This window comes from Ruegeria sp. Alg231-54, from assembly GCF_900143525.1.
GTDB lineage: Bacteria > Pseudomonadota > Alphaproteobacteria > Rhodobacterales > Rhodobacteraceae > Ruegeria.
This window is the reverse complement of record NZ_FREZ01000002.1, coordinates 145,289-167,016: the sequence shown is the minus strand read 5'-3', so window position 1 is coordinate 167,016 and position 21,728 is coordinate 145,289. Positions and strand designations below refer to the sequence as shown.

At 55.9% G+C, this 21,728-nt stretch carries 15 protein-coding genes and 2 pseudogenes; 10 read left to right on the top strand and 7 right to left on the bottom strand.

Going from position 1 to position 21,728, the window contains the following annotated elements; genetic code table 11:
- The first annotated feature begins 289 nt into the window (after positions 1-289).
- The 7 genes from xdhA (at position 290) to DHN12_RS05280 (ending at position 9,678) form a co-directional block, all read left to right on the top strand.
- Positions 290-1,651: a xanthine dehydrogenase small subunit gene (xdhA, locus tag DHN12_RS05310; protein WP_108859241.1), complete on the top strand. Its 1,362-nt coding sequence runs from the start codon at positions 290-292 to the stop codon at positions 1,649-1,651.
- Positions 1,648-4,050, top strand: a complete 2,403-nt coding sequence (gene xdhB / locus DHN12_RS05305) for a xanthine dehydrogenase molybdopterin binding subunit (RefSeq protein ID WP_108859240.1) — start codon at positions 1,648-1,650, stop codon at positions 4,048-4,050. The genes xdhA and xdhB overlap by 4 nt, the downstream gene beginning before the upstream one ends.
- Positions 4,050-4,985, top strand: coding sequence for a xanthine dehydrogenase accessory protein XdhC (xdhC, locus tag DHN12_RS05300; protein ID WP_108859239.1), 936 nt, complete (start codon positions 4,050-4,052; stop codon positions 4,983-4,985). Before xdhB ends, xdhC begins: the two co-directional genes overlap by 1 nt.
- Complete coding sequence (locus tag DHN12_RS05295) at positions 4,982-6,499, top strand: ABC transporter ATP-binding protein (protein ID WP_058275481.1); 1,518 nt, start codon at positions 4,982-4,984, stop codon at positions 6,497-6,499. Before xdhC ends, DHN12_RS05295 begins: the two co-directional genes overlap by 4 nt.
- 63 nt (positions 6,500-6,562) lie before the next feature.
- A complete protein-coding gene (locus DHN12_RS05290; protein WP_058276029.1) occupies positions 6,563-7,645 on the top strand; it encodes an ABC transporter permease in 1,083 nt (360 codons plus the stop codon).
- A gap of 3 nt (positions 7,646-7,648) precedes the next feature.
- The gene (locus tag DHN12_RS05285; protein ID WP_108859238.1) at positions 7,649-8,569 is read left to right on the top strand and encodes an ABC transporter permease; all 921 of its coding nucleotides are present in this window, start codon (positions 7,649-7,651) and stop codon (positions 8,567-8,569) included.
- A 35-nt stretch (positions 8,570-8,604) separates the two neighbouring features.
- Positions 8,605-9,678 carry a BMP family ABC transporter substrate-binding protein gene (locus DHN12_RS05280; protein WP_108859237.1) on the top strand — a complete coding sequence of 358 codons (1,074 nt, stop codon included), beginning with the start codon at positions 8,605-8,607 and terminating at the stop codon, positions 9,676-9,678.
- Between the two features lie 24 nt (positions 9,679-9,702).
- On the opposite strand, the pseudogene DHN12_RS05275 reads toward DHN12_RS05280, so the two are convergent.
- Together DHN12_RS05275 and DHN12_RS05270 are read right to left on the bottom strand one after the other, a co-directional pair.
- A pseudogene (locus DHN12_RS05275) lies at positions 9,703-10,041 on the bottom strand (transposase); the annotation flags it as partial.
- A 14-nt stretch (positions 10,042-10,055) separates the two neighbouring features.
- Positions 10,056-10,655 carry an AraC family transcriptional regulator ligand-binding domain-containing protein gene (locus DHN12_RS05270; protein WP_159089977.1) on the bottom strand — a complete coding sequence of 200 codons (600 nt, stop codon included), beginning with the start codon at positions 10,653-10,655 and terminating at the stop codon, positions 10,056-10,058.
- 825 nt (positions 10,656-11,480) lie between these two features.
- Between DHN12_RS05270 and DHN12_RS05265 the strand changes: the two genes are divergently transcribed.
- Both DHN12_RS05265 and DHN12_RS05260 read left to right on the top strand, forming a co-directional pair.
- Complete coding sequence (locus DHN12_RS05265; protein ID WP_108859235.1) at positions 11,481-14,681, top strand: endonuclease/exonuclease/phosphatase family protein; 3,201 nt, start codon at positions 11,481-11,483, stop codon at positions 14,679-14,681.
- 422 nt (positions 14,682-15,103) lie between these two features.
- Positions 15,104-15,835: pseudogene (locus tag DHN12_RS05260) on the top strand (transposase); the annotation flags it as partial.
- A gap of 197 nt (positions 15,836-16,032) precedes the next feature.
- On the opposite strand, the gene DHN12_RS05255 reads toward DHN12_RS05260, so the two are convergent.
- Entirely contained in the window at positions 16,033-16,941 is a 909-nt protein-coding gene (locus tag DHN12_RS05255; RefSeq protein WP_108859234.1) for a cytochrome c, read from the bottom strand.
- A gap of 13 nt (positions 16,942-16,954) precedes the next feature.
- Complete coding sequence (locus tag DHN12_RS05250) at positions 16,955-17,422, bottom strand: cytochrome c (protein WP_108859233.1); 468 nt, start codon at positions 17,420-17,422, stop codon at positions 16,955-16,957.
- A gap of 86 nt (positions 17,423-17,508) precedes the next feature.
- On the opposite strand from DHN12_RS05250, the gene DHN12_RS05245 reads away from it, so the two are divergent.
- Positions 17,509-18,354, top strand: coding sequence for a LysR family transcriptional regulator (locus DHN12_RS05245; protein ID WP_108859232.1), 846 nt, complete (start codon positions 17,509-17,511; stop codon positions 18,352-18,354).
- 243 nt (positions 18,355-18,597) lie between these two features.
- On the opposite strand, the gene DHN12_RS05240 is transcribed toward DHN12_RS05245, so the two are convergent.
- The 3 genes from DHN12_RS05240 to DHN12_RS05230 all read right to left on the bottom strand — a co-directional run bounded on the left by DHN12_RS05240 (position 18,598) and on the right by DHN12_RS05230 (position 21,706).
- Positions 18,598-18,843, bottom strand: coding sequence for a hypothetical protein (locus DHN12_RS05240; protein WP_159089976.1), 246 nt, complete (start codon positions 18,841-18,843; stop codon positions 18,598-18,600).
- Positions 18,844-19,387: 544 nt separating this feature from the next.
- Positions 19,388-19,999, bottom strand: a complete 612-nt coding sequence (locus tag DHN12_RS05235) for a hypothetical protein (RefSeq protein WP_108859230.1) — start codon at positions 19,997-19,999, stop codon at positions 19,388-19,390.
- A 66-nt stretch (positions 20,000-20,065) separates the two neighbouring features.
- Positions 20,066-21,706 carry a sulfatase-like hydrolase/transferase gene (locus tag DHN12_RS05230; protein ID WP_108859229.1) on the bottom strand — a complete coding sequence of 547 codons (1,641 nt, stop codon included), beginning with the start codon at positions 21,704-21,706 and terminating at the stop codon, positions 20,066-20,068.
- Positions 21,707-21,728: the final 22 nt, after the last annotated feature.

Genomic DNA, 21,728 nt, shown 5'->3' with positions numbered 1-21,728 from the left:
ATTGCCAAAAAGATGGGCTTCGATTATTCGGCTTTTCCAGAAGGTGCTTCGGAGCCCGACAGCAGCCAAAGACAAAAAACGCTTTAGTTTCAATCAGGTGATCTCTAAACGAAGATAACAATCACGCAGCGTCAGTGCTCAATGGTGTATCACATAGGTAGTTTTTCTTGCCAGACAACCTGCGCTGTTTCTAACATCAGATGGCAAGCTATCCGCCCGCTACTCTTTCTACGTCGCATCGAAGGGGGGCACGCAAGGGCGCAACCGGGTAAGGCGACGGGTTTCTCGAATGAATATCACGTTTCTTCTGAACGGAGAGACAGTGGAACTGGCGGATGTCAATCCGACAGCGACCCTGCTGGATTGGCTGCGTGAGGATCGCGGCCTGACCGGCACCAAAGAAGGCTGCAACGAAGGCGATTGCGGGGCATGCACTGTCATGGTGACGGATGAAGGTGGCCACAAGGCGCTGAATTCCTGCATCCTGTTTCTGCCTCAACTGCATGGTAAGGCGGTTCGCACGGTCGAAGGCGCCAGTGGCCCCAACGGCGAGGCGCACCCAGCCCAGCAGGCGATGGTGGATCTGCACGGCTCGCAATGTGGCTTCTGCACCCCCGGTTTCGTCATGTCGATGGTGGCAAGTCATGCAAATGGCGCGACGGATCACGACACTCAGCTTGCTGGCAACCTGTGCCGCTGCACCGGCTACGCGCCGATCATTCGCGCCGCCAAGGCTACCGAAGAAGTTCCCGTGCCGGTTTGGGTGAAAGACAAGCCAGTCGCCACGCGGGTCACATCGCAGATGTTGCCGGAGTCTTCGGATGAATTGGCCAAAATCTACGCGGAACACCCGGACGCCACTCTGGTCGCCGGCGCGACGGACGTTGGGCTTTGGGTGACCAAGCAACTGCGTGACCTCGACCCAGTGATTTTTCTGAACCGCTGTGATGATCTGAAAGAGATCACCATCACGGATGACGAGGTTCTGTTCGGCGCGATGGTCGATATGAACCGGATGGGCGAAGCACTGGCGGACCTGCACCCGTCTTACGCCGAAATGATCCGGCGCTACGCCAGCGTTCAGGTGCGGCACGCGGCCACCGTGGGCGGAAATATCGCAAACGGCTCGCCCATCGGAGACAATCCTCCTGCACTGATCGCCCTGGGCGCGACACTACATCTGCGCAAGGGCGACGAACGTCGCTCGGTCGCATTGGAGGACTTCTTTATCGACTACGGCAAACAAGACCGGACACCTGGCGAGTTTGTCGAATCCGTAAGTTTTCCGCGTCAGGCGGATCGTTTGAAGGCCTACAAACTCAGCAAACGGTTCGATCAGGATATCTCGGCCGTGTGTGGGTGTTTCAACATCTCTGTTTCGGACGGTATGGTTGCTGATGCCCGTATTGCCTTTGGTGGTATGGCCGGAACTCCCAAACGGGCTTCAAATGTCGAAGCCGCGCTGGTTGGCAAGCCATGGACGCATGAGACTGTTCGGTCCGCTATTCCGGCCTTCGACAGTGATTTCACCCCGATGACGGACATGCGCGCATCGGCCAACTATCGGCTACAGACCGCCAAAGCGCTGCTCGAACGATATTTCCTTGAGGATCAAGGCGAAGTGACAAATGTATTGGAGGTGTCCGCATGAGCGTGACCAAACCCCTCCCCCATGACGCGGCGCCACTGCATGTCGCGGGAACCGCACGGTATGTGGATGACATTCCGACGCCCAAAGGGTCGTTGCATCTGGCCTTTGGCATTAGCCCGATTGCCAAGGGTAAGATCAGCACGATGGACCTGTCGGCGGTGAAGGCCGCTGAAGGTGTCGTCATGGTGATGACAGCCGACGATCTGCCATTTGCCAATGACGTCTCACCGTCGATCCATGATGAACCTCTGCTGTCTGATGGCACGGTGCACTATATCGGGCAGCCCGTTTTCCTCGTCATTGCGACCAGCCACCTTGCCGCGCGGAAAGCGGCGCGTTTGGGCCAGATCGATTATGCCGAAGAGACCCCAATCCTGACGGTTGAAGAGGCGCTTGCCGCAGACAGTCGGTTCGAGGACGGTCCGCGCATCTACGCCAAGGGCGATGCGGATGCGGCCATTGCGGGTTCGGCGCATGTGATCGAAGGTGGATTCGAGCTTGGCGGTCAGGAGCATTTCTATCTGGAAGGTCAGGCTGCACTGGCCGTGCCCAATGAGGGCGCGGATATGTTGGTGCATAGCTCGACCCAGCACCCGACCGAGATTCAGCACAAAGTAGCGGACGCTCTGGGTGTTCCGATGCACGCCGTTCGCGTTGAAACGCGCCGTATGGGCGGCGGCTTTGGCGGCAAGGAAAGTCAGGGCAACGCTTTGGCTGTTTCCTGCGCTATCGCAGCGCGTGCGACAGGCAAGGCCTGCAAGATGCGTTATGACCGCGATGATGACATGATCATTACCGGCAAGCGCCACGCGTTCCGGATTGCATATAAGGCCGGGTTTGATGAGAACGGCCACATCCAAGGCGTTTCATTCCTGCATCATGCGATTTGTGGTTGGGCACAGGACCTGTCCCTGCCCGTCGCGGACCGTGCGATGCTGCATTCGGACAATGCCTATCTGCTGCCGAATGCCCGGATCGAAAGCCATCGGCTGAAGACCAACACCCAATCCGCCACGGCCTATCGCGGGTTCGGCGGACCTCAGGGCATGGTCGGGATCGAGCGAGTCATGGATCACGCCGCGTATGAATTGGGCATGGACCCGATCGAATTGCGTCGCCGGAACTACTATGAGCCGGCGCATGTTGTTGCGGATCCCGTGGTCGCTGAAAAACCGCTGGGCCATCCTGACCCGCACGAGGACCTGACCAGCCGAGGCGCGGTTGAGATGGGCAACGCCCCGGTGCGTCCCTTGCCCGCAGGTGGCAACACCACGCCGTACGGGATGGAGGTCAGCGACTTCGAACTGCACGGCATGACTGCAAAGTTGCTACAATCCAGCGACTACACCGCACGCAAGGCAGCCATCCAGAAGTGGAACGCCGAGAACAGCGTGATCAAGAAAGGCATCGGCTTTTCTCCGGTCAAGTTCGGTATTTCTTTCACGCTGACCCACCTGAACCAGGCGGGGGCGCTGGTGCATGTGTATCAGGACGGTTCGGTCCACCTGAACCATGGCGGTACCGAGATGGGGCAAGGTCTGTTCCAAAAGGTAGCGCAGGTGGCCGCGTCCCGCTTTGGTATTCCGTTGGAGATGGTGAAAATCACCGCGACGGACACCGCCAAGGTGCCTAACACATCTGCCACCGCCGCGTCCTCGGGCAGTGACCTTAACGGCATGGCGGTCAAAGCAGCCTGCGACACGATCCGCGACCGGATGGCCGACTATCTAGCGCATCGGCATCAGGCGGATCCCTCGACTGTGACGTTCTCTGATGGCCACGTCTCGGTCGGCGAAGAGCGCTACACATTCTCAGAAGCAGCTGCGCTGGTTTATCAGGGCCGGGTCAGCCTGTCTGCGACCGGGTTTTATAAGACACCCAAGATCGAGTGGGACCGGATCAAAGGCCGGGGGCGTCCGTTCTTTTATTTCGCCTACGGCGCGTCGATTACCGAAGTCGCGATCGATACACTGACAGGCGAGAACCGCATTTTGCGGACGGATATCCTGCATGATGCAGGCGCGTCGCTGAACCCGGCGCTGGATATTGGGCAGGTCGAAGGCGCATACGTACAGGGTGCGGGATGGCTGACCACTGAAGAACTTGTCTGGGACGGCAAGGGCAATCTGCGCACGCATGCGCCGTCGACCTACAAGATCCCCGCTTGCTCGGACCGGCCTGATGTTTTCAATGTCGCGCTCTGGAGCGGTGAAAACCGCGAGGACACGATCTATCGCTCAAAAGCGGTCGGAGAGCCGCCGTTCATGCTGGGTATTTCCGCGTGGCTTGCCCTGTCGAATGCGGTGGCGGCCTGCGGGGACAGCTATCCGGCACTGGATGCACCCGCCACGGCTGAAGAAGTCTGGAAGGGTGTCCAGCGGGTAAAGGGAGAGACCTGATGGGATTTGATCGAGAGGCTTTGAGGGAGGCGGTCAAAACCCACGGCAAGGTGACCCGGGTGGTTATCGCCGGGATCAAGGGGTCATCCCCCCGTGAAGTTGGCGCTGCAATGCTTGTTTGGGAGAACGGGCAGTCGGGCACCATCGGCGGTGGCACGTTGGAGTATCAGGCGGCTGAAGCAGCTCGATCCCAAGCAGCGCCCATGCGCCAAACGCACCATGCCCTCGGCCCGGATATGGGCCAGTGTTGTGGCGGTGCAGTAACTCTGCTGAGTGAAATCTACGATCTTGCGGCCGTCGACCGGCTGGATGATGCAGTCATTGCGCGCTCGGCTTCGGGCGGTGAGATGCCGCTTTCGGTCAAGCGACTGTTGTCGCAGGCCCGCGGTCAAGGTGTTGCGCCCGAACCGCAGCTGATTGACGGCTGGATGGTCGAACCCGTTCACGAACCGGCGCGCAATCTGTGGATATGGGGTGCCGGTCACGTTGGCCGGGCTCTGGTTGACGTTCTATCCCCATTGCCTGATCTGTCAATCACCTGGGTCGATACCGGGCCTGAGCGTTTTCCCGAAGCGGTGCCCGCAGGCGTAACCGTCGTTCCGGCAAGCAAACCGGCCGAGCTGGTTCGCCATGCGCCGCGTGATGCCGAGCACCTTGTGCTTACTTATTCACACAATCTGGACCTGGAGCTGTGCAACAGGTTGCTTTTGCATGATTTCCGCTTTGCGGGCCTGATTGGCTCGGCTACGAAATGGGCGCGGTTCCGATCCCGGCTGGCCGCTTTGGGACATGCGCCCGAGCGGATTGGCCGGATCACCTGCCCAATCGGAGATCCAGCCTTGGGTAAACACCCGCAGATGATCGCAGTTGGTGTCGCGGTGCAGATCCTGCGCCCTGCCCGGCAATACGAAATAAAGAAGGACCTGAGCGCGTGACCACTCCACTTCTAAGCTTACAAGGGCTGACTAAAGCCTATCCCGGCGTCGTGGCCAATGATCAGGTGTCCTTTGACATCGGTGAGGGCGAAGTTCACGCTCTGCTTGGCGAAAACGGCGCCGGCAAATCCACGTTGGTCAAAATGATCTACGGTTTGGTAAAGCCCGACAGCGGCACCATGCTGCTGCGCGGACAAGCCTTCGCGCCACCCGAACCCCGTGCCGCACGGGCGGACGGGATCGCGATGGTGTTCCAGCACTTCTCGTTGTTCGACGCATTGAACGTGGCCGAAAACATCGCCTTGGGGATGGAAAACCCGCCAGCCATGGGCGATCTGGCGGCGCGTATTCGCGAAGTTTCGGAAACTTACGGTCTGCCACTGGATCCCTATCGCACCGTCGGCGATCTGTCCGCGGGTGAGCGTCAGCGGGTCGAAATCATCCGCTGCCTGTTACAGGATCCGAAGCTGCTGATCATGGATGAGCCGACATCGGTTCTGACACCTCAGGAAGTCGACATTCTGTTTGAAACGCTGAACAAATTGCGGTCCGAAGGTACTTCGATCCTGTATATCTCGCACAAGCTGGAAGAAATCCGCACACTGTGCGACCACGCCACAATCCTGCGTTTGGGTAAGAATGTCGGCGAATGCGTTCCCGCTGAGACCTCCGCGCGGGATATGGCCGAGATGATGGTGGGTTCGACCCTGCAAACACCTGAGCGTTCGGGGCGTGAGTTCGGTGAGGTCGCCCTGGATGTCAGCGGTTTGTCAGTTCCATCACCATCCGAGTTCGGTACCGCATTGAAGAATGTCCACATGACCGTCCGTAAGGGCGAAGTTCTGGGCGTCGGCGGTGTCGCGGGCAACGGCCAGGACGAATTGTTGGGCGTTCTGTCGGGCGAGATCACCACAGCACCCGACGCGATTAAGTTCAACGGCCAGCCGATCGGAAAACTGGGGCCGACCGCGCGCCGCAAGCTGGGCGTTCTGACCGCTCCGGAAGAGCGGTTGGGACATGCGGCCGCCCCTGACATGAGCCTGACCGAAAACGCTTTGCTGACTGGATCGGTCCGGGAAGGACTTGAGAACAACGGGTTCCTCAAATGGGCAGAAACCAAGAGTTTTGCCGAAAAGATCATCAGTGCCTTTGACGTCCGCACACCGGGGCCAGAAAACGCAGCACGATCTCTGTCAGGGGGCAACCTACAGAAATTCGTCATTGGGCGCGAAGTCCTGCAAAACCCGGACGTTCTGGTTGTGAACCAACCGACATGGGGCGTGGATGCGGCCGCCGCGGCCTCGATCCGTCAGGCCATTCTGGATTTGGCCGCCAAAGGCACCGCAGTCATCTGCATATCGCAAGATCTGGATGAGCTGATGGAGATATCGGACAGCTTTGCAGCGCTCAATGAAGGGCGGCTCAGCGCTCCGCGTACGACCACGGGTCTGACGGTCGACGAAATCGGCCTGATGATGGGCGGCGCGCATGGCATGGAGGTGGCCCATGTTTAATCCGTCGGACCGCCTTCGGCGGGAAAATTTACAAAAAGATGAAGAAACTGGGGGAATGAGCAGATGATTGTGTTGGAGAAACGGCCGCAGCCGTCCAAAGCGTGGTCTTACGCGACCCCTTTGGTGGCCGTGCTGGCAACCATGGTTTTCGGCGGCATCCTGTTCGCCATTCTGGGCAAGAACCCGATCCAAGCCATTGGCACCATTTTCTGGGAGCCGCTGTTTGGCGAGTTCGCTTTCTACTACCGTCCACAATTGCTGGTTAAAGGCGCGCCGCTGGTTCTGATCGCCATTGGCCTGTCCTTAGGTTTCCGTGCAGGTATCTGGAATATCGGGGCCGAGGGGCAATACATCATGGGCGCTATCTTTGGTGCCGGAGCAGGTCTGGCCTTCTATCCGCTGGATGCGTTCTACGTTTTCCCGATCATGGTGATCGCCGGCGCATTTGGCGGTTGGCTTTGGGCGGCAATCCCGGCCTTCCTAAAGGTGCGTTTTGGCACCAACGAAATCCTCGTGTCACTGATGCTGGTCTACGTGGCCGAGCAGATGCTGGCTTCGGTTTCGCTTGGCCTGCTTAAAAACCCCGAAGGGTTCGGCTTTCCCGGATCGCGCAACCTGCAATCCTATGAAAGCGCGCATAACGCTGAGTTGATCGCCGGATCGGGTATGCACTGGGGTGTGGTGACCGCGCTGATCGCTGTGATCTTTGCCTATGTCCTGCTGAACCGTCACATGCTGGGCTTCCACATTCGCCTGACGGGTGAAGCGCCTCGGGCGGCGAAGTTCGCGGGTGTAAACCCGGCACGTCTGATCCTGTTCTGTCTGGGCATGTCCGGTGCCCTGGCCGGGTTGGCGGGGATGTTCGAGGTCGCAGGCCCATCAGGTCAGGTCAGCATCGACTTTAACGTGGGCTACGGCTTTACCGCGATCATCGTGGCCTTTCTGGGCCGTCTGCATCCGGTGGGTATCCTGCTGGCAGGTGGCTTGATGGCGTTGACCTATATTGGCGGCGAAATCGCGCAATCCCAGTTGGGCCTGCCTGCGGCTGCCATTCAGGTCTTTCAGGGCATGCTCCTGTTCTTCCTGCTGGCTTTCGATCTTTTGACCAACTACCGCATCCGTGCGGCCCGTAATGAGGTGGCGTGACCCATGGACCTAGGTGAAATCAATCCCGTACTTCTGGTCGCCTCGCTTATGGTGGCCGCAACCCCCCTGCTGCTGGCGGCGATCGGAGAGCTTGTCGTCGAAAAAGCAGGTGTTCTGAACCTTGGCGTAGAGGGCATGATGATCGTCGGCGCAATCAGCGGATTTGCGATATCTGTCGAAACAGGATCACCCTGGCTGGGGTTCATTGCAGCAGCCATTGGTGGCGCGGTTCTGTCCCTGCTGTTCGTCCTGCTGACACAGTTTGCGCTGGCGAACCAGGTGGCCAGTGGTCTTGCACTTACCCTGTTCGGCCTAGGCTTCAGCGCGCTGATGGGTCAAAGCTATGTAGGTGTCAAACCGCCCAGCATGGGAGATATCCATATCCCGTTGCTCAGCGATATTCCTGTGATTGGCCCCATCCTGTTCCAGCATGATCCGATCCTGTATCTGGGCATCGCGCTGGTTGCAGCCGTCTGGGCCACGCTGAAATACACACGCGTCGGTCTGATCCTGCGCGCAGTGGGTGAAAACCACGACGCCGCACACGCCCTGGGCTACAAGGTCATCAAGATCCGCATTCTGGCGATCCTGTTTGGTGGCGCCTGTGCGGGCCTCGGTGGAGCCTATATCAGCCTTATCCGCGTTCCGCAGTGGACCGAGGGCATGACCGCCGGTGTTGGCTGGATCGCTCTTGCGCTGGTGGTCTTTGCCAGCTGGAAACCATGGCGTGCATTGCTGGGTGCTTATTTGTTTGGCGGAATCACGGTGTTGCAGCTTAATCTGCAGGCCGCAGGCGTTGCCATCCCAGTCGAGTATCTGGCAATGTCGCCCTACATCATCACGATCCTTGTGCTTGTGATCCTTTCGGCCGACAAGAGCAGCGCACCTGCCTCACTGGGCCGGACCTTCCACGCCTCGCACTAGACGGGGCCAATTGAACCAACTTGGGGAGTAACCACATGAAATTCACTTCACTTCTTGCCAGTGCCGCGATGGTGCTGGGTCTGGCGACCGGCGCGGTCGCACAGGACAAAACAAAAGTAGGCTTTGTCTATGTCGGTCCGGTGGGCGACGGCGGCTGGACCTATGAACACGACAAAGGCCGTCTGGCGGTTGAGAAAGAATTCGGCGACAAGGTCGAGACCGTGTTTGTTGAATCCGTTCCCGAAGGCCCGGACGCGGAACGTGTGATGACGCAGATGGCACTGGAAGGTGCAGATCTGATCTTTACCACTTCGTTCGGGTACATGGACCCGACCATCAACGTGGCCAAGAAATTCCCGAACGTGAAGTTCGAGCACGCGACCGGCTATAAGACCGCACCGAACGTGTCCGTCTATTCGGCCCGATTCTACGAAGGCCGCGCCGTTCAGGGACACATCGCGGGTAAAATGACCGAGTCGAACATCATCGGATACATTGGCTCCTACCCAATCCCTGAAGTGATCCGCGGCATCAACTCGGCCTACATCCACGCCAAAAAAGTGAACCCGGATGTAGAGTTCAAGATCATCTGGGCCTACACTTGGTTCGACCCGGCGAAAGAGGCAGATGCCGCAACCGTTCTGATCGAACAAGGTGCGGACGTGATCCTGCAGCACACCGACTCGACCGCGCCGCAGGCGGCCGCACAAGAGGCAGGCAACGTGATCACTTTCGGTCAGGCCTCGGACATGAGCGAATATGCCCCCAAGCCGCGCGTATCCTCGATCATCGACAACTGGGCGCCCTACTACATCGCACGTACTCAAGCGGTCATGGATGGGTCGTGGGAAACCGTGAACACCTGGGACGGTATCAAGGAAGGCATGGTTGAGATCGGTGAGATCTCGGACGCCGTTCCGGCCGACATCAAAGAGGAAGCACTGGCGATGAAAGCGGCCATGGCAGCGGGTGAATACCACCCCTTCACAGGCCCGATCAAAAAGCAAGACGGCAGCGACTGGCTGGCTGAAGGCGAAACCGCCGATGACGGCACACTGGCGGGTATGAACTTCTACGTTAAAGGTTTGGAAGGCGAAATCCCGCAGTAAGCTGTGATCTTCTGAGACGAAGCTTTAGAAAAATCGACAAGGCCCGCATGTACATGCGGGCCTTTTTGGATGACCGCCCCAAGCCCATCCTGTGAATTCAATTTCATTTCTGCGTGCGACGGCAGAGAGGAATACCTTGGGGCATCGGTCATAGTGGGTTGCTACACGCCTCCAACCCTTGAGCCTGCCAAACATGATCTCGATGCGGCTTCGTCGTTTGGATCTTCGTTTGTCGTATATTACCGGCGTCTTACGTTGTTTTCGACCGGGGATGCACGCGCGTATCCCTCTGTTTTTCAGGGCATCCCGAAACCAGCCGGCGTCGTAACCGCGATCCCCGAGCACCCAATCGACTTTTGAAATATCGTCTGTCGACGTCACAAATCGTTCATATCGACATTGGTCAAGGCATTCGCTTCGACAAACGACTGTTTCAGCATCCACGTTTCAGATAGGCATGCATTGTAGGGCTGCCCAAATCGGAGTGTGCAGCCAAAGATCTCGTCATAGCGCTCTTGTTCGTCCGAGGCGTCGTAGGTGAACCAAATTTCTTTTATGGGAAATGCTGATCCATTGATCTTTTTCATGAACGATACAGCCATAGCCGTCTGTATCTCGACGAGAAAGCGATTCAACCCCGTTGCCTGCACGTTGTCCCTAAAGACATGGCGAGTCATATCACCATGAGATTCCAGCCGCATTTGTACCACCGTGGACTCAAGCTCTGGATAGAGAAAGACGGGATCAAACTCCTCGGCCATACAAGTTGCCGTAACAATGGCGACCCCAAAGGCGCCGTATTGAAAAGGCGTCAAAGCTCTTCCAGGCTCAAAGGCTGTTTCGGTACCGTGGCCTTGCTCAACCAACCGGGCATAAACCGTCGCCACCTGACCCACCGAAGCTTTCGTTCGGGTGTCCGCAAGTGCAGCTTCGTCCAACTCTGTGCCATTCAGCAGATATTCTGCGGACAGGCCCATTTGCTTGCCTACCCGAACAGCGCTGAGGATTTTGAACGCAGGATATCCGTGTTCCTGAAGATGCGTCGATGCCGGTATCTCGATTTTCATCGTCTTTAGATCAACCGACGCATCTAAGAATAGCAAATAGAGATTTCTGTGAAACTAGACATATGAGAAGCTACGGTTCATTGCTTACACGCCACAAACGTAAATGTTACGATATGGGTTACATCTTTGTCCGCTACTGACCATCGATCCCGGCTATAGTAAAAACGCTGTCTAAGATGCGGGGTTCCCCTCCGCTTTGAATGACCGGTCTGGCGACACACGCTTTGACGCTGCTAAGAGCCTGCCGCATATGCGGGTGGATGCTCCAACAGCAATTGCTGTGTGAGCAAAAATCAGTATTTCCCCTCTCCCTTTCGGGAGTTTCGGCCCGCTGGGGGCAAGTATTGCGCAGCATCCGAGGTCGGCTCTGAACCGATGCATCAGTTTGAACAAATCTGCTAGACGAGGGCTTAGTTCGTCCCGCTACGATTATACCCAGATCAGATTTTGTCGGCAGCGGAAGTATCCCACCAGATTTGTCGGTAAAACCACATGACGATACCAGCCGAACGCTACGAAAATGCGGAAATGCCCGGCTTCAGATGGCGAAAGGTCCGGCAGCCAAGCATACACTCTAAACGATGCCGTGCTTTCAAACGGCAAAGCTCCGCCGTATTAGGCCTGCTCCGTACAACCAATTAACTAACATCGTCAGGTTAAGCTACCTTAGGTTGTATTGAGGCGAGTCGCATATCGACACGCCATCCATTCACCAGATCAAAAAGCGAGGCTCACATGGTTACTACATTGGCTGCGGGTGATATTGCGTTTACCGGGTTCAATTCAGACAATCCCGACGAGTTCACATTTGTTGCTTTGACAGGCATCGAAGCCGGAACCGAGATTAAATTCACTGATAACGGTTGGTTCGCAGCCGGCGGGTTTCGCAGCAGCGAGGGAATATTCGTCTGGACGGCACCCGCGAACATCGCTGCGGGTACAGTGATAAACCCCGCATTTACCGGGCCAAACTTTTCGGCCAGCGGCGATCAGATCCACGCGTATCAAGGTGATGACGACACGCCCAGTTTTGTTGCCTCGGTTCATTTCAATGGGGACGGATATGAACCTGACGCAACATCGTCGAATACGTCTGCACTGCCCTCAGGGTTGACCGTCGGCACCAGCGCAATTGCCCTCACCGAAACCGATAACGGTGTTTATTCCGGCCCGCTTACCGGTACAAAGGCCGATCTGCAGACCGCCATCAATGACCCTGCCAACTGGACAACCAGCAATACCAGGATTGACGATGTCGAACCTGCCGGGTTCACCGTCACGGATGCCGCGCCCTCGCCAACGGTCATCGTCAATGATCTGGATCTTGCTGCCGATGAAGGGGGCATGGCGGATACATATGAAGTCACGTTGTCCGTCGCGCCCGAACAGCCGGTCACGATCACCATAGCCGCAGGGTCTGATCTTGACGTCGTGCCAACTGAACTGGTGTTTGACGCGAACAATTTTGACCAGCCTCAACAAGTCGCAGTCACCGCCGTTGACGACGATCTGCCCGAAGGGGCCGAGGTCGTGGACATTCAGCACACTGTCACCTCGGACGATCCCGCCTTCGACGGTATTCTGGCCCCTGTTGTCGAGGTATCCATCTCGGCAAGCGACATTGAAATCGTGTCAATCTATGAAATCCAAGGTGCAGGCCATGTGTCGGAATTTGTTTTGGCAGATGGACAAACGGTTGCCGAGTTCTTCGCGAACTTGCCTGCCGGTCCATCGAGCGTTCTAGGCGATATGGTTTCAACCAGCGGCATCGTTACTGCAGTGGATTCCAACGGGTTCTATCTGCAGGACTCTGAAGGCGACGGGGATGATGCGACCTCGGACGCGATTTTCGTGTTCACCGGATCAAGCCCGACAGTCACTGTGGGTGACGCCATTTCCGTGGGCGGAACCGTTGCCGAGTTCTTTCCCGGCGGCACAGGCAGTGGCAACCTGCCAACCACCCAACTGACCAATGTTTTTGACCTTGAGGTGCAGTCATCGGGCAATGCGCTGCCCGAAGCGGTTCTGATTGGCAATGATCCGGGTGATCGGGCGGTACCCAATCAAAGTATCGACGATGATGCGTTTGCCTCATTCGATCCAACCCAGGATGGCATCGACTTCTTCGAAAGCTTGGAAGGGATGCGCGTGACCGCCACGGATTTGCAAGCCGTCAGCGGAACCAGCCGGTTCGGTGAAATCTTTGCGGTTGCCGATCAGGGCAGTGGCGCAACCGGTCTTTCAGAGCGCGGAACGCTCAATATCTCACCAGACGACTTCAATCCTGAGAAAATCCAGATCGACGAAGACAGTGGGATTTTCGATTTCGACTTTCCCACAGTGAATGTCGGCAATCACCTTGGCGACGTCACGGGTGTGGTGGGCTATAGTTTCGGAAACTACGAAATCCTGCCGACCGAGGATTTTACACCGAATATCCAGTCAGCCGGGTTGGAACAGGAAACGACCACACTCGCCGGTTCAAGCAACGAGCTGACAATTGCCACATACAATGTTCTTAACCTCGACCCCAATGATGGCGACGGCGACCAGGACGTTGCCGACGGTCGGTTTGCCGCCATTGCCGAGCAGATCACCAATAACCTCAACAGCCCAGACATCATTGGTCTGCAAGAGGTGCAGGACAATTCGGGCTCGGACGATGACGGAACAGTCTCGGCGTCCGAAACCCTGGCGGAACTGGCCGCGGCTATCCTGGCGGCAGGTGGTCCGGCTTATGAGGTGATCGACAACACCTTTATCGGGGACGGAACATCCGGGGGTCAGCCCGGCGGCAACATCCGAACCGCCTTCCTCTACAATCCTGATCGTGTCTCGTTAGTGGAAGGATCCGTGCAGACCATCAGTGGGCAAGGTGAAGGCGAGGCATTTGAGGGCGCACGTTTGCCATTGGTCGCTGATTTTGTCTTCAACGGTGAAACCGTCACGGTGGTCAATAACCACTTTTCATCAAAAGGTGGTTCCGCGCCCATTCTGGGAACCGAACAGGACTTTGCCGCTCGCCAAGAAGACGTTGATGTGAACGGCAGTCTGGATGAGCGCCAGGCCCAGAGCCAGGCCGTTCAGGATTTCGTCAACGGGCTGGGTGATGGCGCCAATGCTGTTGTGTTGGGTGACTTCAACGAGTTTGAATTTGTCTCACCCGTAGCTGACCTTGAGGCCAATACCGACCTCGTCAATCTGACAAACGATATTCCGGAAGACGAACGTTATAGCTTTGAGTTTCAGGGCAACAGCCAGTCGTTGGACCATATTCTCGTGTCCGAGGATCTGCATTCGGGCGCACTGGTTGACATCGTCCACGTCAATTCGGAATTCGCCGCAACCAGCGGGCGCGCGTCGGATCACGATCCCATGGTGGCAAGCCTGTTCATTCCAGAAACCCAGAGTTTGGCCGTTGAGTTCGAAGCGGGCCGCTGGTTCAAAACCAAGGCCTTTGAAAGCATCGATGGTGAAGTTCTGGATGTCGACAGGCTTGGCCCGGTGCGCAACAGCCTCACGTTTTCGGATGTTGGTATCAAAGTGGATGCGATCGATCCAACCAATTTCGAGCTGGTTGCGATCAAACATGGCGCGATTGGCGTGCTCTCATTCGACGACTCGTTGTTTGGCCGCGATGCTGCATCGGTTGACGGTGACGAAAGCCTCAGAATTGCGCTGGAAGACACGGACCTGGAAGCGGTGGAATTCATCTTTAGCTTTGGCGACAGTCACGGCAGCGGTGACGTCGAGGTTGCCTTCTACGATGACGGTGTTCTTGTCGGCACCATGGTGGCGGATGTTGACGATGGCGATTTCTCAGGATCGCTTGGGCGTACGACCTTTGACGCAGTTGAGCTGTCAGCATTAGATGCCACCATGTTTACAGTCGACGAATTTGCGTTCGAAGTGATTGATCAGAACCTGATTGCCTAAAGCAATGCCACACGGGGTCACCCCGGTACGACCGTGTGGCATACCATTGGCTGAGTTAACCGCATCGCGAATACGAAAGAACTCAATCAGAAAATTTTGACCTGAGTGATCTAGCGATCGCTATGCGTTGCGAAAAACGCTTGGCAACTGAACCGGGCAGGTTTGATCCCATCTGACGACCCGTAAAAAGCCCATCCGCAACTTTGCTTTGGCTACCGGCCATTCATGCCTCGCACGCCATTGATCATAATGGGCCTATTGCACGGCCAGATCACAGGTTGGATTGGCTGGAAGAGCAACTCACCAAAGACGAAGATCACGGGTTTTCAGAGTTTAAGAATGGCATCGAAGTGATCGTCATGGGGTCTGGATTGCGCCTCTCCTAATTGAACTGGTCCACCGCTACGTTTGGGAAACGGAGGATCAAAAATGCAAACAGGAGACCGAAGCCAGAAAATATTGTCTCGAAGTTACAGCAAGTAGAAGTTTTGATGGGGCAAGACATATCCCGTCTTGACGCGATCAGGCAGATCGGCGTTGTCGAACAATCCTACTATCGCTGGCGCAAGAAGTACGGCGGATCGGCGTAGATCAGTTGAAAGAACTAAAGCGGCTTCAGAAAGAGAACGAACGATTGCGACGTGCAGCTTCTGATCTGACGTTGGGCAAACTGATCCTTATGAAAGCCACAATGGATGAAGGCCGAAAAGTAAATCATCCAGTGGATGATTTGCAGGCCTGAACGCGAAGGCCTACTGAGCCCCGTCGCCGTCGTACTTGTACTAACCATGTACGCAACCAGCCGAACGTTTCCGAGGGACGCGCCTGCCGCGTGCCGGGGCAACATCGGTCCACGCAACGACGCGTCCCACAAGGTCGCGCAGACGAAGAGCGACTGGTGACCGACATGATCGCGATGACCCGTCAATACGGCCGATAAGTCTATCGCAGGATCGCTGCGCTGCTGAGAGAGGCTGGATGGTCTGTCAGCGACGGACGGATTGAACGTCATTGGCAACGAGAGGGGCTGAAAGTGCCAGTGGAACAACTGAAGAAAGGACGGCTCTGGCTGATCCCTCTCGGGACATTGCTGCGCAATGCCCTGCCGGGCAGTGGACGGATTATGTGTCCGGCTTCGACCAAGGCATCGCAACTCCAAGGAACGCTGCTGCTTAGATTTCAATCGGCACGAGTAGCGGCATCCCAGGCGTCAAATGCCTCGAGGCGATTATAACGGGCTATTAATGTGGAGCGACGGAGCGCAGGTGGACTACACCGCAGAAATGGCCACATAATCCAGCGGCATGCACGACGATCATTCAACAATTTGACATCACGCGCCAAACAGCTGTTACTCTGATGGAAGCTCAGTAGATTTTGCGGGAACGACTTTGAGATAGGCCGCAATTGCCAAACGGTCGTCATCTGTGAGCCGAGATGTATTCTCGATTACCTCAACCATCTCGCCACCTGCACTGTCATAATCCGGTGTGAAACCAGATTTCAAATACTCTGCAATGTCGGCCTCAGACCAATCAAGCTGGCCAGATGTCAGGCCTGGTATGCGCCCTTTTCCATTAGGATTTGGCGCACCTGTCAGCCAAAGATCGCGTTTCAAACCACCTAAGCCATTTCGCGGCGTATGACATTCAGCACAATGCCCAAGCGCTTCCACCAGGTATCGGCCTCGGATTTGTTGGTCGGTCAAATCGCCTTCTACCACCCAACCCGGCGCCATGAACAACAGCTTCCACCCACCCAACCCCCGCCGAACGCTAAAGGGGAAACCAACCTCATGCGCTTTGCTTTCAGTGGCGACCGCAGGAAGCGTGCCGAGAAATGCATGGAGCGATACCACATCCTCTGCGGTCATGTTGGCGTAGGTCGTATAGGGAAACACCGGGTAATAGTGTTGCCCTTTGGGTCCGGTTCCATGGATCAGGGCATTGGCCAATTCCAACGTTGACCATGAACCAATACCGGCTGCCGTATCACTGGATACATTTGGGGCAATGAAGGTGCCGAAGTCCGTCTCGAACCGACGACCGCCACCGAGAATAAGCTTTTCTTCTCCAACGGCATCCGGAGCAGAGTGGCAAGAGGCACATCCAGCTGCGTAGAAAACGATCTCACCTCTCGTAAGATCAGAAGAGACCCCATGCAGAATAGCCTGGTCGACGCTTTTTGGCCGGGTCAGAACCAACCCAGCCAATCCGACCGAAAATGCAGAGACAGCAGCGAAGAGGAAAAGCCGCCGCACAGCTATCTACCAGTCAGTCTTTCGGTGCTCTGTAAGCTTTGTGACATGCCGAGCAAGCTCCACCCAGATTACCCATTGCCCCCTTCAAGGCTTCAACATCTTGCCCTGCCGCAGCCTGCATCGCAACAGCGGCGTCAGCCATGGCCTGCCCCTTAGCAGCTACGTCCGGGAAGTTTTCCCAGATTGCGGGCAGAGCACGTGTGGAAGGGTCGGATACATTATCTGATCCAGCCGGCCACATTGCGGATTGATCAATCTGCGTCAGAACGACCAGGTTATTCGCGGCCCGTGTTGCCGCCTCCGCATCGTATTCTGTCTCTCCTTTGGCCATGCCGCCAAGAGTACCAAGATTGAATGCATAGAGCTGCATGATTGAGGTCCGAGCTTTCACAGCCGGGTTTTCGCTTTCATGGGCGATGGCAGCGCCAATTGCGGCAACTGACAATAGACCTGCCGCGAGAATTGAGAACTTCTTCATCATGATGTGTCTCCCTGTTCAATAAGCCGAATGTAAGCTTGAACGAAATTTATTGTAATTGTTTGTTATTCGTCGTCACTTGTTAAAATATGAACAACGAGAATTGGGATAACATTCGCTACGCACTTGCCGTTAGTAAACACGGTTCATTGAATGCCGCTGCCGCGGCATTGGGTGTCACGCATGCCACGGTCCTTCGCAGAGTTGCTGCATTCGAAGAGCAAAATGGCTGCATGGTTTTTCAGAAAGGCCCATCGGGGTATGCCGTTCTCCCTGAGGCCAGTGTGATTTTATCTGCTATGGAAAGTGTTGAAGACGCAGTGCTTTCGGTGGAGCGGGCCATTGTCGGTGCAAATCGATCCCCTGTGGGCCACGTACGCATTACATCCACAGATAGTCTTTGTCAGATTGTTCTTCCAACAATACTAAACGAGATCTCACATCTTTACCCAGGCTTGAAACTGACTTTGTTGAGCGGAAACAGCCACCATGATCTATCCCGGCTGACTGCGGACATTGCTGTGCGCCCATCGGTAAAGCTGGGTGAAGGGTTAATTGGGCAACAGGCAGGAACGCTGTCATTCGGAGTCTTTGACGATGGTTCCCCCAATCGCAAGTGGATGAGGCTTGATGGGGCGTTAAGCAGTTCACTCCCTGCTAAATGGCTGGCAGAAAATGTGAGTGCCGACGAAATGACCAACGGTGCAGATAGCTTTTTGGTGCTACAGCAGATGGCCGCTTCGGGAGTCGGCAAATCGATCTTGCCTTCATTTTTTGGCGACGCGGATCCTCGACTTCACAGGTCGCATGACGTGATCCCCGAATTCGAGGTTCCGCTCTGGGTCGCGACGTTGGACGAGATAGCAAACACGCCGAGGTTTGCAGTTGTACAACGAGCGTTGGTTGAACGCTTGGCCAATGTTCTGGCTGGATGATGCTTTTTTTCAGTCGTGATCACCGAACAGCCGACCTACCTTTGGTGGGCTGACGAGCAGCACCCATACACCTAGAAGAAGTATTTAATGCCAAAGTATGGGCCATGTTGGTCGACGTCATATGCGAATTCACCGGAACTTAGTGTGTCGCTGTAATCGACGCTGAAATAGCGGATTCCAAATGCGAGTGCCGTTTTCTCCCAGGGTTGGTGATCGAATCCGATATTCGCGCCGATCTGAAGGTCACTTCCACCGGAAGCCGAAACCGCCAAACTCTAAAGAAGCAATCCCGGTCCATTGTTCATTCAGACGCCACATACCGCGCGCGCCGATTACGGGTTCGATCCATTTCTGATCGCCACCGAAAACAGGCGGACTTCCCGGACCCTGTGTGGTCGCATCGATTTCCTGACGAATGGAGCTGTATCTATCGCCACCCTGAAGATCGATCGTATAGTGCTGATCATCGGCACCGTATACAGAATCCACAATGCGATAAGCAGCCAAAACACCAAACCATTTTGGCGCACATCGACATTGAGATCGGCACCCAATGGGCCATGCAGCGAGGTAACCTGATCGATGCCAACGTAGTTCGCGTAGACGATTACTCCAAAGTCCCCATTCTATGCTTCGTACCGACCGGCGGCCGTGAAATCCAGCTCGTCACCGTGATCCAGATCAGTGGATTGACCAGACACGGTAGATGTCACTGTGGTTCGTAAGGGTGTGAATAAAAAGAACGCGGCACCATGACGCCAACCGGTTTCGTCCTGGCCCGCCGCAGGCAGTGATTGAGCACGGGCAAGTGCCGGCAGCGTTAGAAGGCCCGTCGCAAGCGCAATCGCGCCGATAATTATGTGGTGAGACGCAGCTGTGTCCTTGGGGTTCGTGAATCTTAGTAGTTAAATCTGAGACCGATTCCGGCTCCCTGGTCATAAGGACGATCTGCTCCGATCCCGATCAGCACGTCTGCATAGAGGGCAATACCGGGACTGAAATTTTTGCCAATCTGAAGCTCGACGGTCGCGGGTCAGGCGTCGTTTCCCCAATCATAAGGCGCTTTAATATCTGCTTTGGCCCAATACCCATCACCGAACGGCTGAAGCGCAATCAAGCGCATAGCGGTTTGGCTGACATCGGTCGGCCCATTGTAGGACGCGAAATGCTGGACCAAAGGGATCAGCGTCAGCCCGGTGTTTGTGTTGGCAAAGGCAAAGCCACCAAACGGGGCGATCTGATCGGACCCGGTACCGATACCTTCATCGGGGTCGCCAAAATCAAGTATCCATTCCAACCCAAGCGCGGATTTGACTGTCCAGGTGTCATTCAGGGGTTTCTGTGACGGGAAATAGATCAGTTTAAAGCTGGTTTTTTCAAACCCGTTGAACCGCGCGCCAACTACATTTGTCGAATTGTAGTGGAGCTCATATTTCAGCTTCAGATCGGGGCGCAACATATATGCGCCATCTATGAAAGCATCCTGACGGTCTGCTCCACCTTCCAGATCAAAATACTGATAGCGAATGTCCGTGTTGTTGACCGCGGCCAGTGGGTTTGACGCGTTTTCCTCCGCTCCGGCAGCGATACCCGCCATCAGCAACGAGGGCGTCAGGATTGAATGAATAATTAAATGGCGTTCCATCGTGTACCTGAAAAGAATTCGTGCGATTGGTGGGACGGTGGCTTTGCTACCACCGTACCAAATTTGTTATTGCCAGCTTGAAAAGACTTCTCTGGTCAGTTCGCTTTCCGGGCGAAGGTTCTCGATACCTTCATAAGGAACACCTTTTCCAAGTGGCAAATGCGGGTGTTTGGCAATGGTTTTCTGATGGCGCTTGACCATGTCCTGGAACGACGCTCCTGACCAAAGAGAATACCCAACCAGGGGATGTTCTTCGCGTGGGTCACGGTAGACATTGAAAACAGGTGCCGCTGCGCCCGGCTGGCCGGGGGCAGGCAGGTGCATCTTAAACTCCTGTTTGACCACTGAGCGCAAAACAGGCCCCTCGTACACATAGACGTAGTCGCGGCGCGAGTTGCCTTCGCCCTCAAGCAGCAGCGCGGTCTGGTCAATCCCGTCAATCACACGGTCGCGTGGAATACGGTCGGTCGCACCTGCAATCCGGGCAAAGGTAGTGAACAGATCCGAGACATGCACGATATCGCCAGCTGCGCTTCCCGGCTCGATTACTCCGGGCCACCGGATAAATGCATCTGTACGCACGCCACCTTCCAGGTGCTGGGTTTTGCCGCCGCGGTAAATCAGCTGGTTCAGACCTGATGTCCCCTCGTAGTGATACATCAGGCCATTGTCAGCCATGATCATGACGACGGTACTATCTGACTTGCCGGTTTCATCGAGCTTGGCCAGAACTTCGCCGATCCAGCCGTCCAAAATCTGCAACTTGTCGGCATGGAAGCCGCCATTGCGGGAAACGGCTTCATCAGGATAGGCAAAGTTCAACGGATAAAGCGGCCAGTATTGCATGAAAAACGGGTCGTCCTGCGAAGCCAGCTGCTCCAACTGCTCCAATGCCTGACGCTGATAGCGCAGGTTCATTTCTTCGTATTTCGCCTGTGTCCATTCTTCGCCCGGCGCTATGTCGACTTCGCGAGCAAGGCCGCCCGCTTCACCTTCGACACCCGTTACCAGTCCGTAAGGTTTGAACCGCTCGTCCAACTGGAATTGGTTAGACTGACCCGACGCATGGAAGCCAAGCATGTTGTTGGCAACCATCGCATCCCGTGTCATCAAGCTAAGCTGAACCTGCTGATGCAAGGGAAAGGCCGCCCAGTCAAATCCCTGATTGTGCGGGTAGGATTGTTCAATATCGCCCTGATGCCATTTCCCGACATGGGCGGTGTTGTACCCTTCTTCCTTCAGGATTTCGGCAATCGTTACCTCTTCGGAAGCCAGGCCTTCACCGACCAAAGCAACCTTTACTTCCTCCACACCCGCGCGCACCGGATGACGACCGGTCAACATCGCCGTTCGTGTCGGCGTGCAGGACGGCTCGGTATACATTCTCATCAAGGACATGCCTTCTGTGGCAAAATCGTTGATGTTGGGCGTGTCGAAACCGGTGACGTAGTTCATCGTCCGGTTGCCCATCTGACCGAAACTGACATCGTCGATCAGAATGTAAAGAATATTAGGTGGCTTGCCGCCATTGGCGCCACGGATATCGGAAAGCTTCGCTTCGATCTCCGTATCCTGAGCGTCCCATTGTTCGCCAAATTGTGCGCGGAGAAACTGGAACTCGCCATCATGAATGATAGGCGCATCCTGAGCAAAGCTCGCACCTGCCATCAGCACCATGGCCGAGGCATGTTTCCATATAGATCTCATCGGTATCCCTTCCCCATTTTCG

Coding starts and splice junctions, on each gene's coding strand:
- DHN12_RS05280 (WP_108859237.1), top strand. CDS start 8,605: ATGAAATTCACTTCACTTCTTGCCAGTGCCGCGATGGTGCTGGGTCTG.
- xdhA (WP_108859241.1), top strand. CDS start 290: ATGAATATCACGTTTCTTCTGAACGGAGAGACAGTGGAACTGGCGGAT.
- DHN12_RS05270 (WP_159089977.1), bottom strand. CDS start 10,655: ATGGGCCTGTCCGCAGAATATCTGCTGAATGGCACAGAGTTGGACGAA.
- DHN12_RS05250 (WP_108859233.1), bottom strand. CDS start 17,422: ATGATGAAGAAGTTCTCAATTCTCGCGGCAGGTCTATTGTCAGTTGCC.
- DHN12_RS05265 (WP_108859235.1), top strand. CDS start 11,481: ATGGTTACTACATTGGCTGCGGGTGATATTGCGTTTACCGGGTTCAAT.
- DHN12_RS05290 (WP_058276029.1), top strand. CDS start 6,563: ATGATTGTGTTGGAGAAACGGCCGCAGCCGTCCAAAGCGTGGTCTTAC.
- DHN12_RS05235 (WP_108859230.1), bottom strand. CDS start 19,999: ATGGAACGCCATTTAATTATTCATTCAATCCTGACGCCCTCGTTGCTG.
- xdhC (WP_108859239.1), top strand. CDS start 4,050: ATGGGATTTGATCGAGAGGCTTTGAGGGAGGCGGTCAAAACCCACGGC.
- DHN12_RS05285 (WP_108859238.1), top strand. CDS start 7,649: ATGGACCTAGGTGAAATCAATCCCGTACTTCTGGTCGCCTCGCTTATG.
- DHN12_RS05230 (WP_108859229.1), bottom strand. CDS start 21,706: ATGAGATCTATATGGAAACATGCCTCGGCCATGGTGCTGATGGCAGGT.
- DHN12_RS05245 (WP_108859232.1), top strand. CDS start 17,509: ATGAACAACGAGAATTGGGATAACATTCGCTACGCACTTGCCGTTAGT.
- xdhB (WP_108859240.1), top strand. CDS start 1,648: ATGAGCGTGACCAAACCCCTCCCCCATGACGCGGCGCCACTGCATGTC.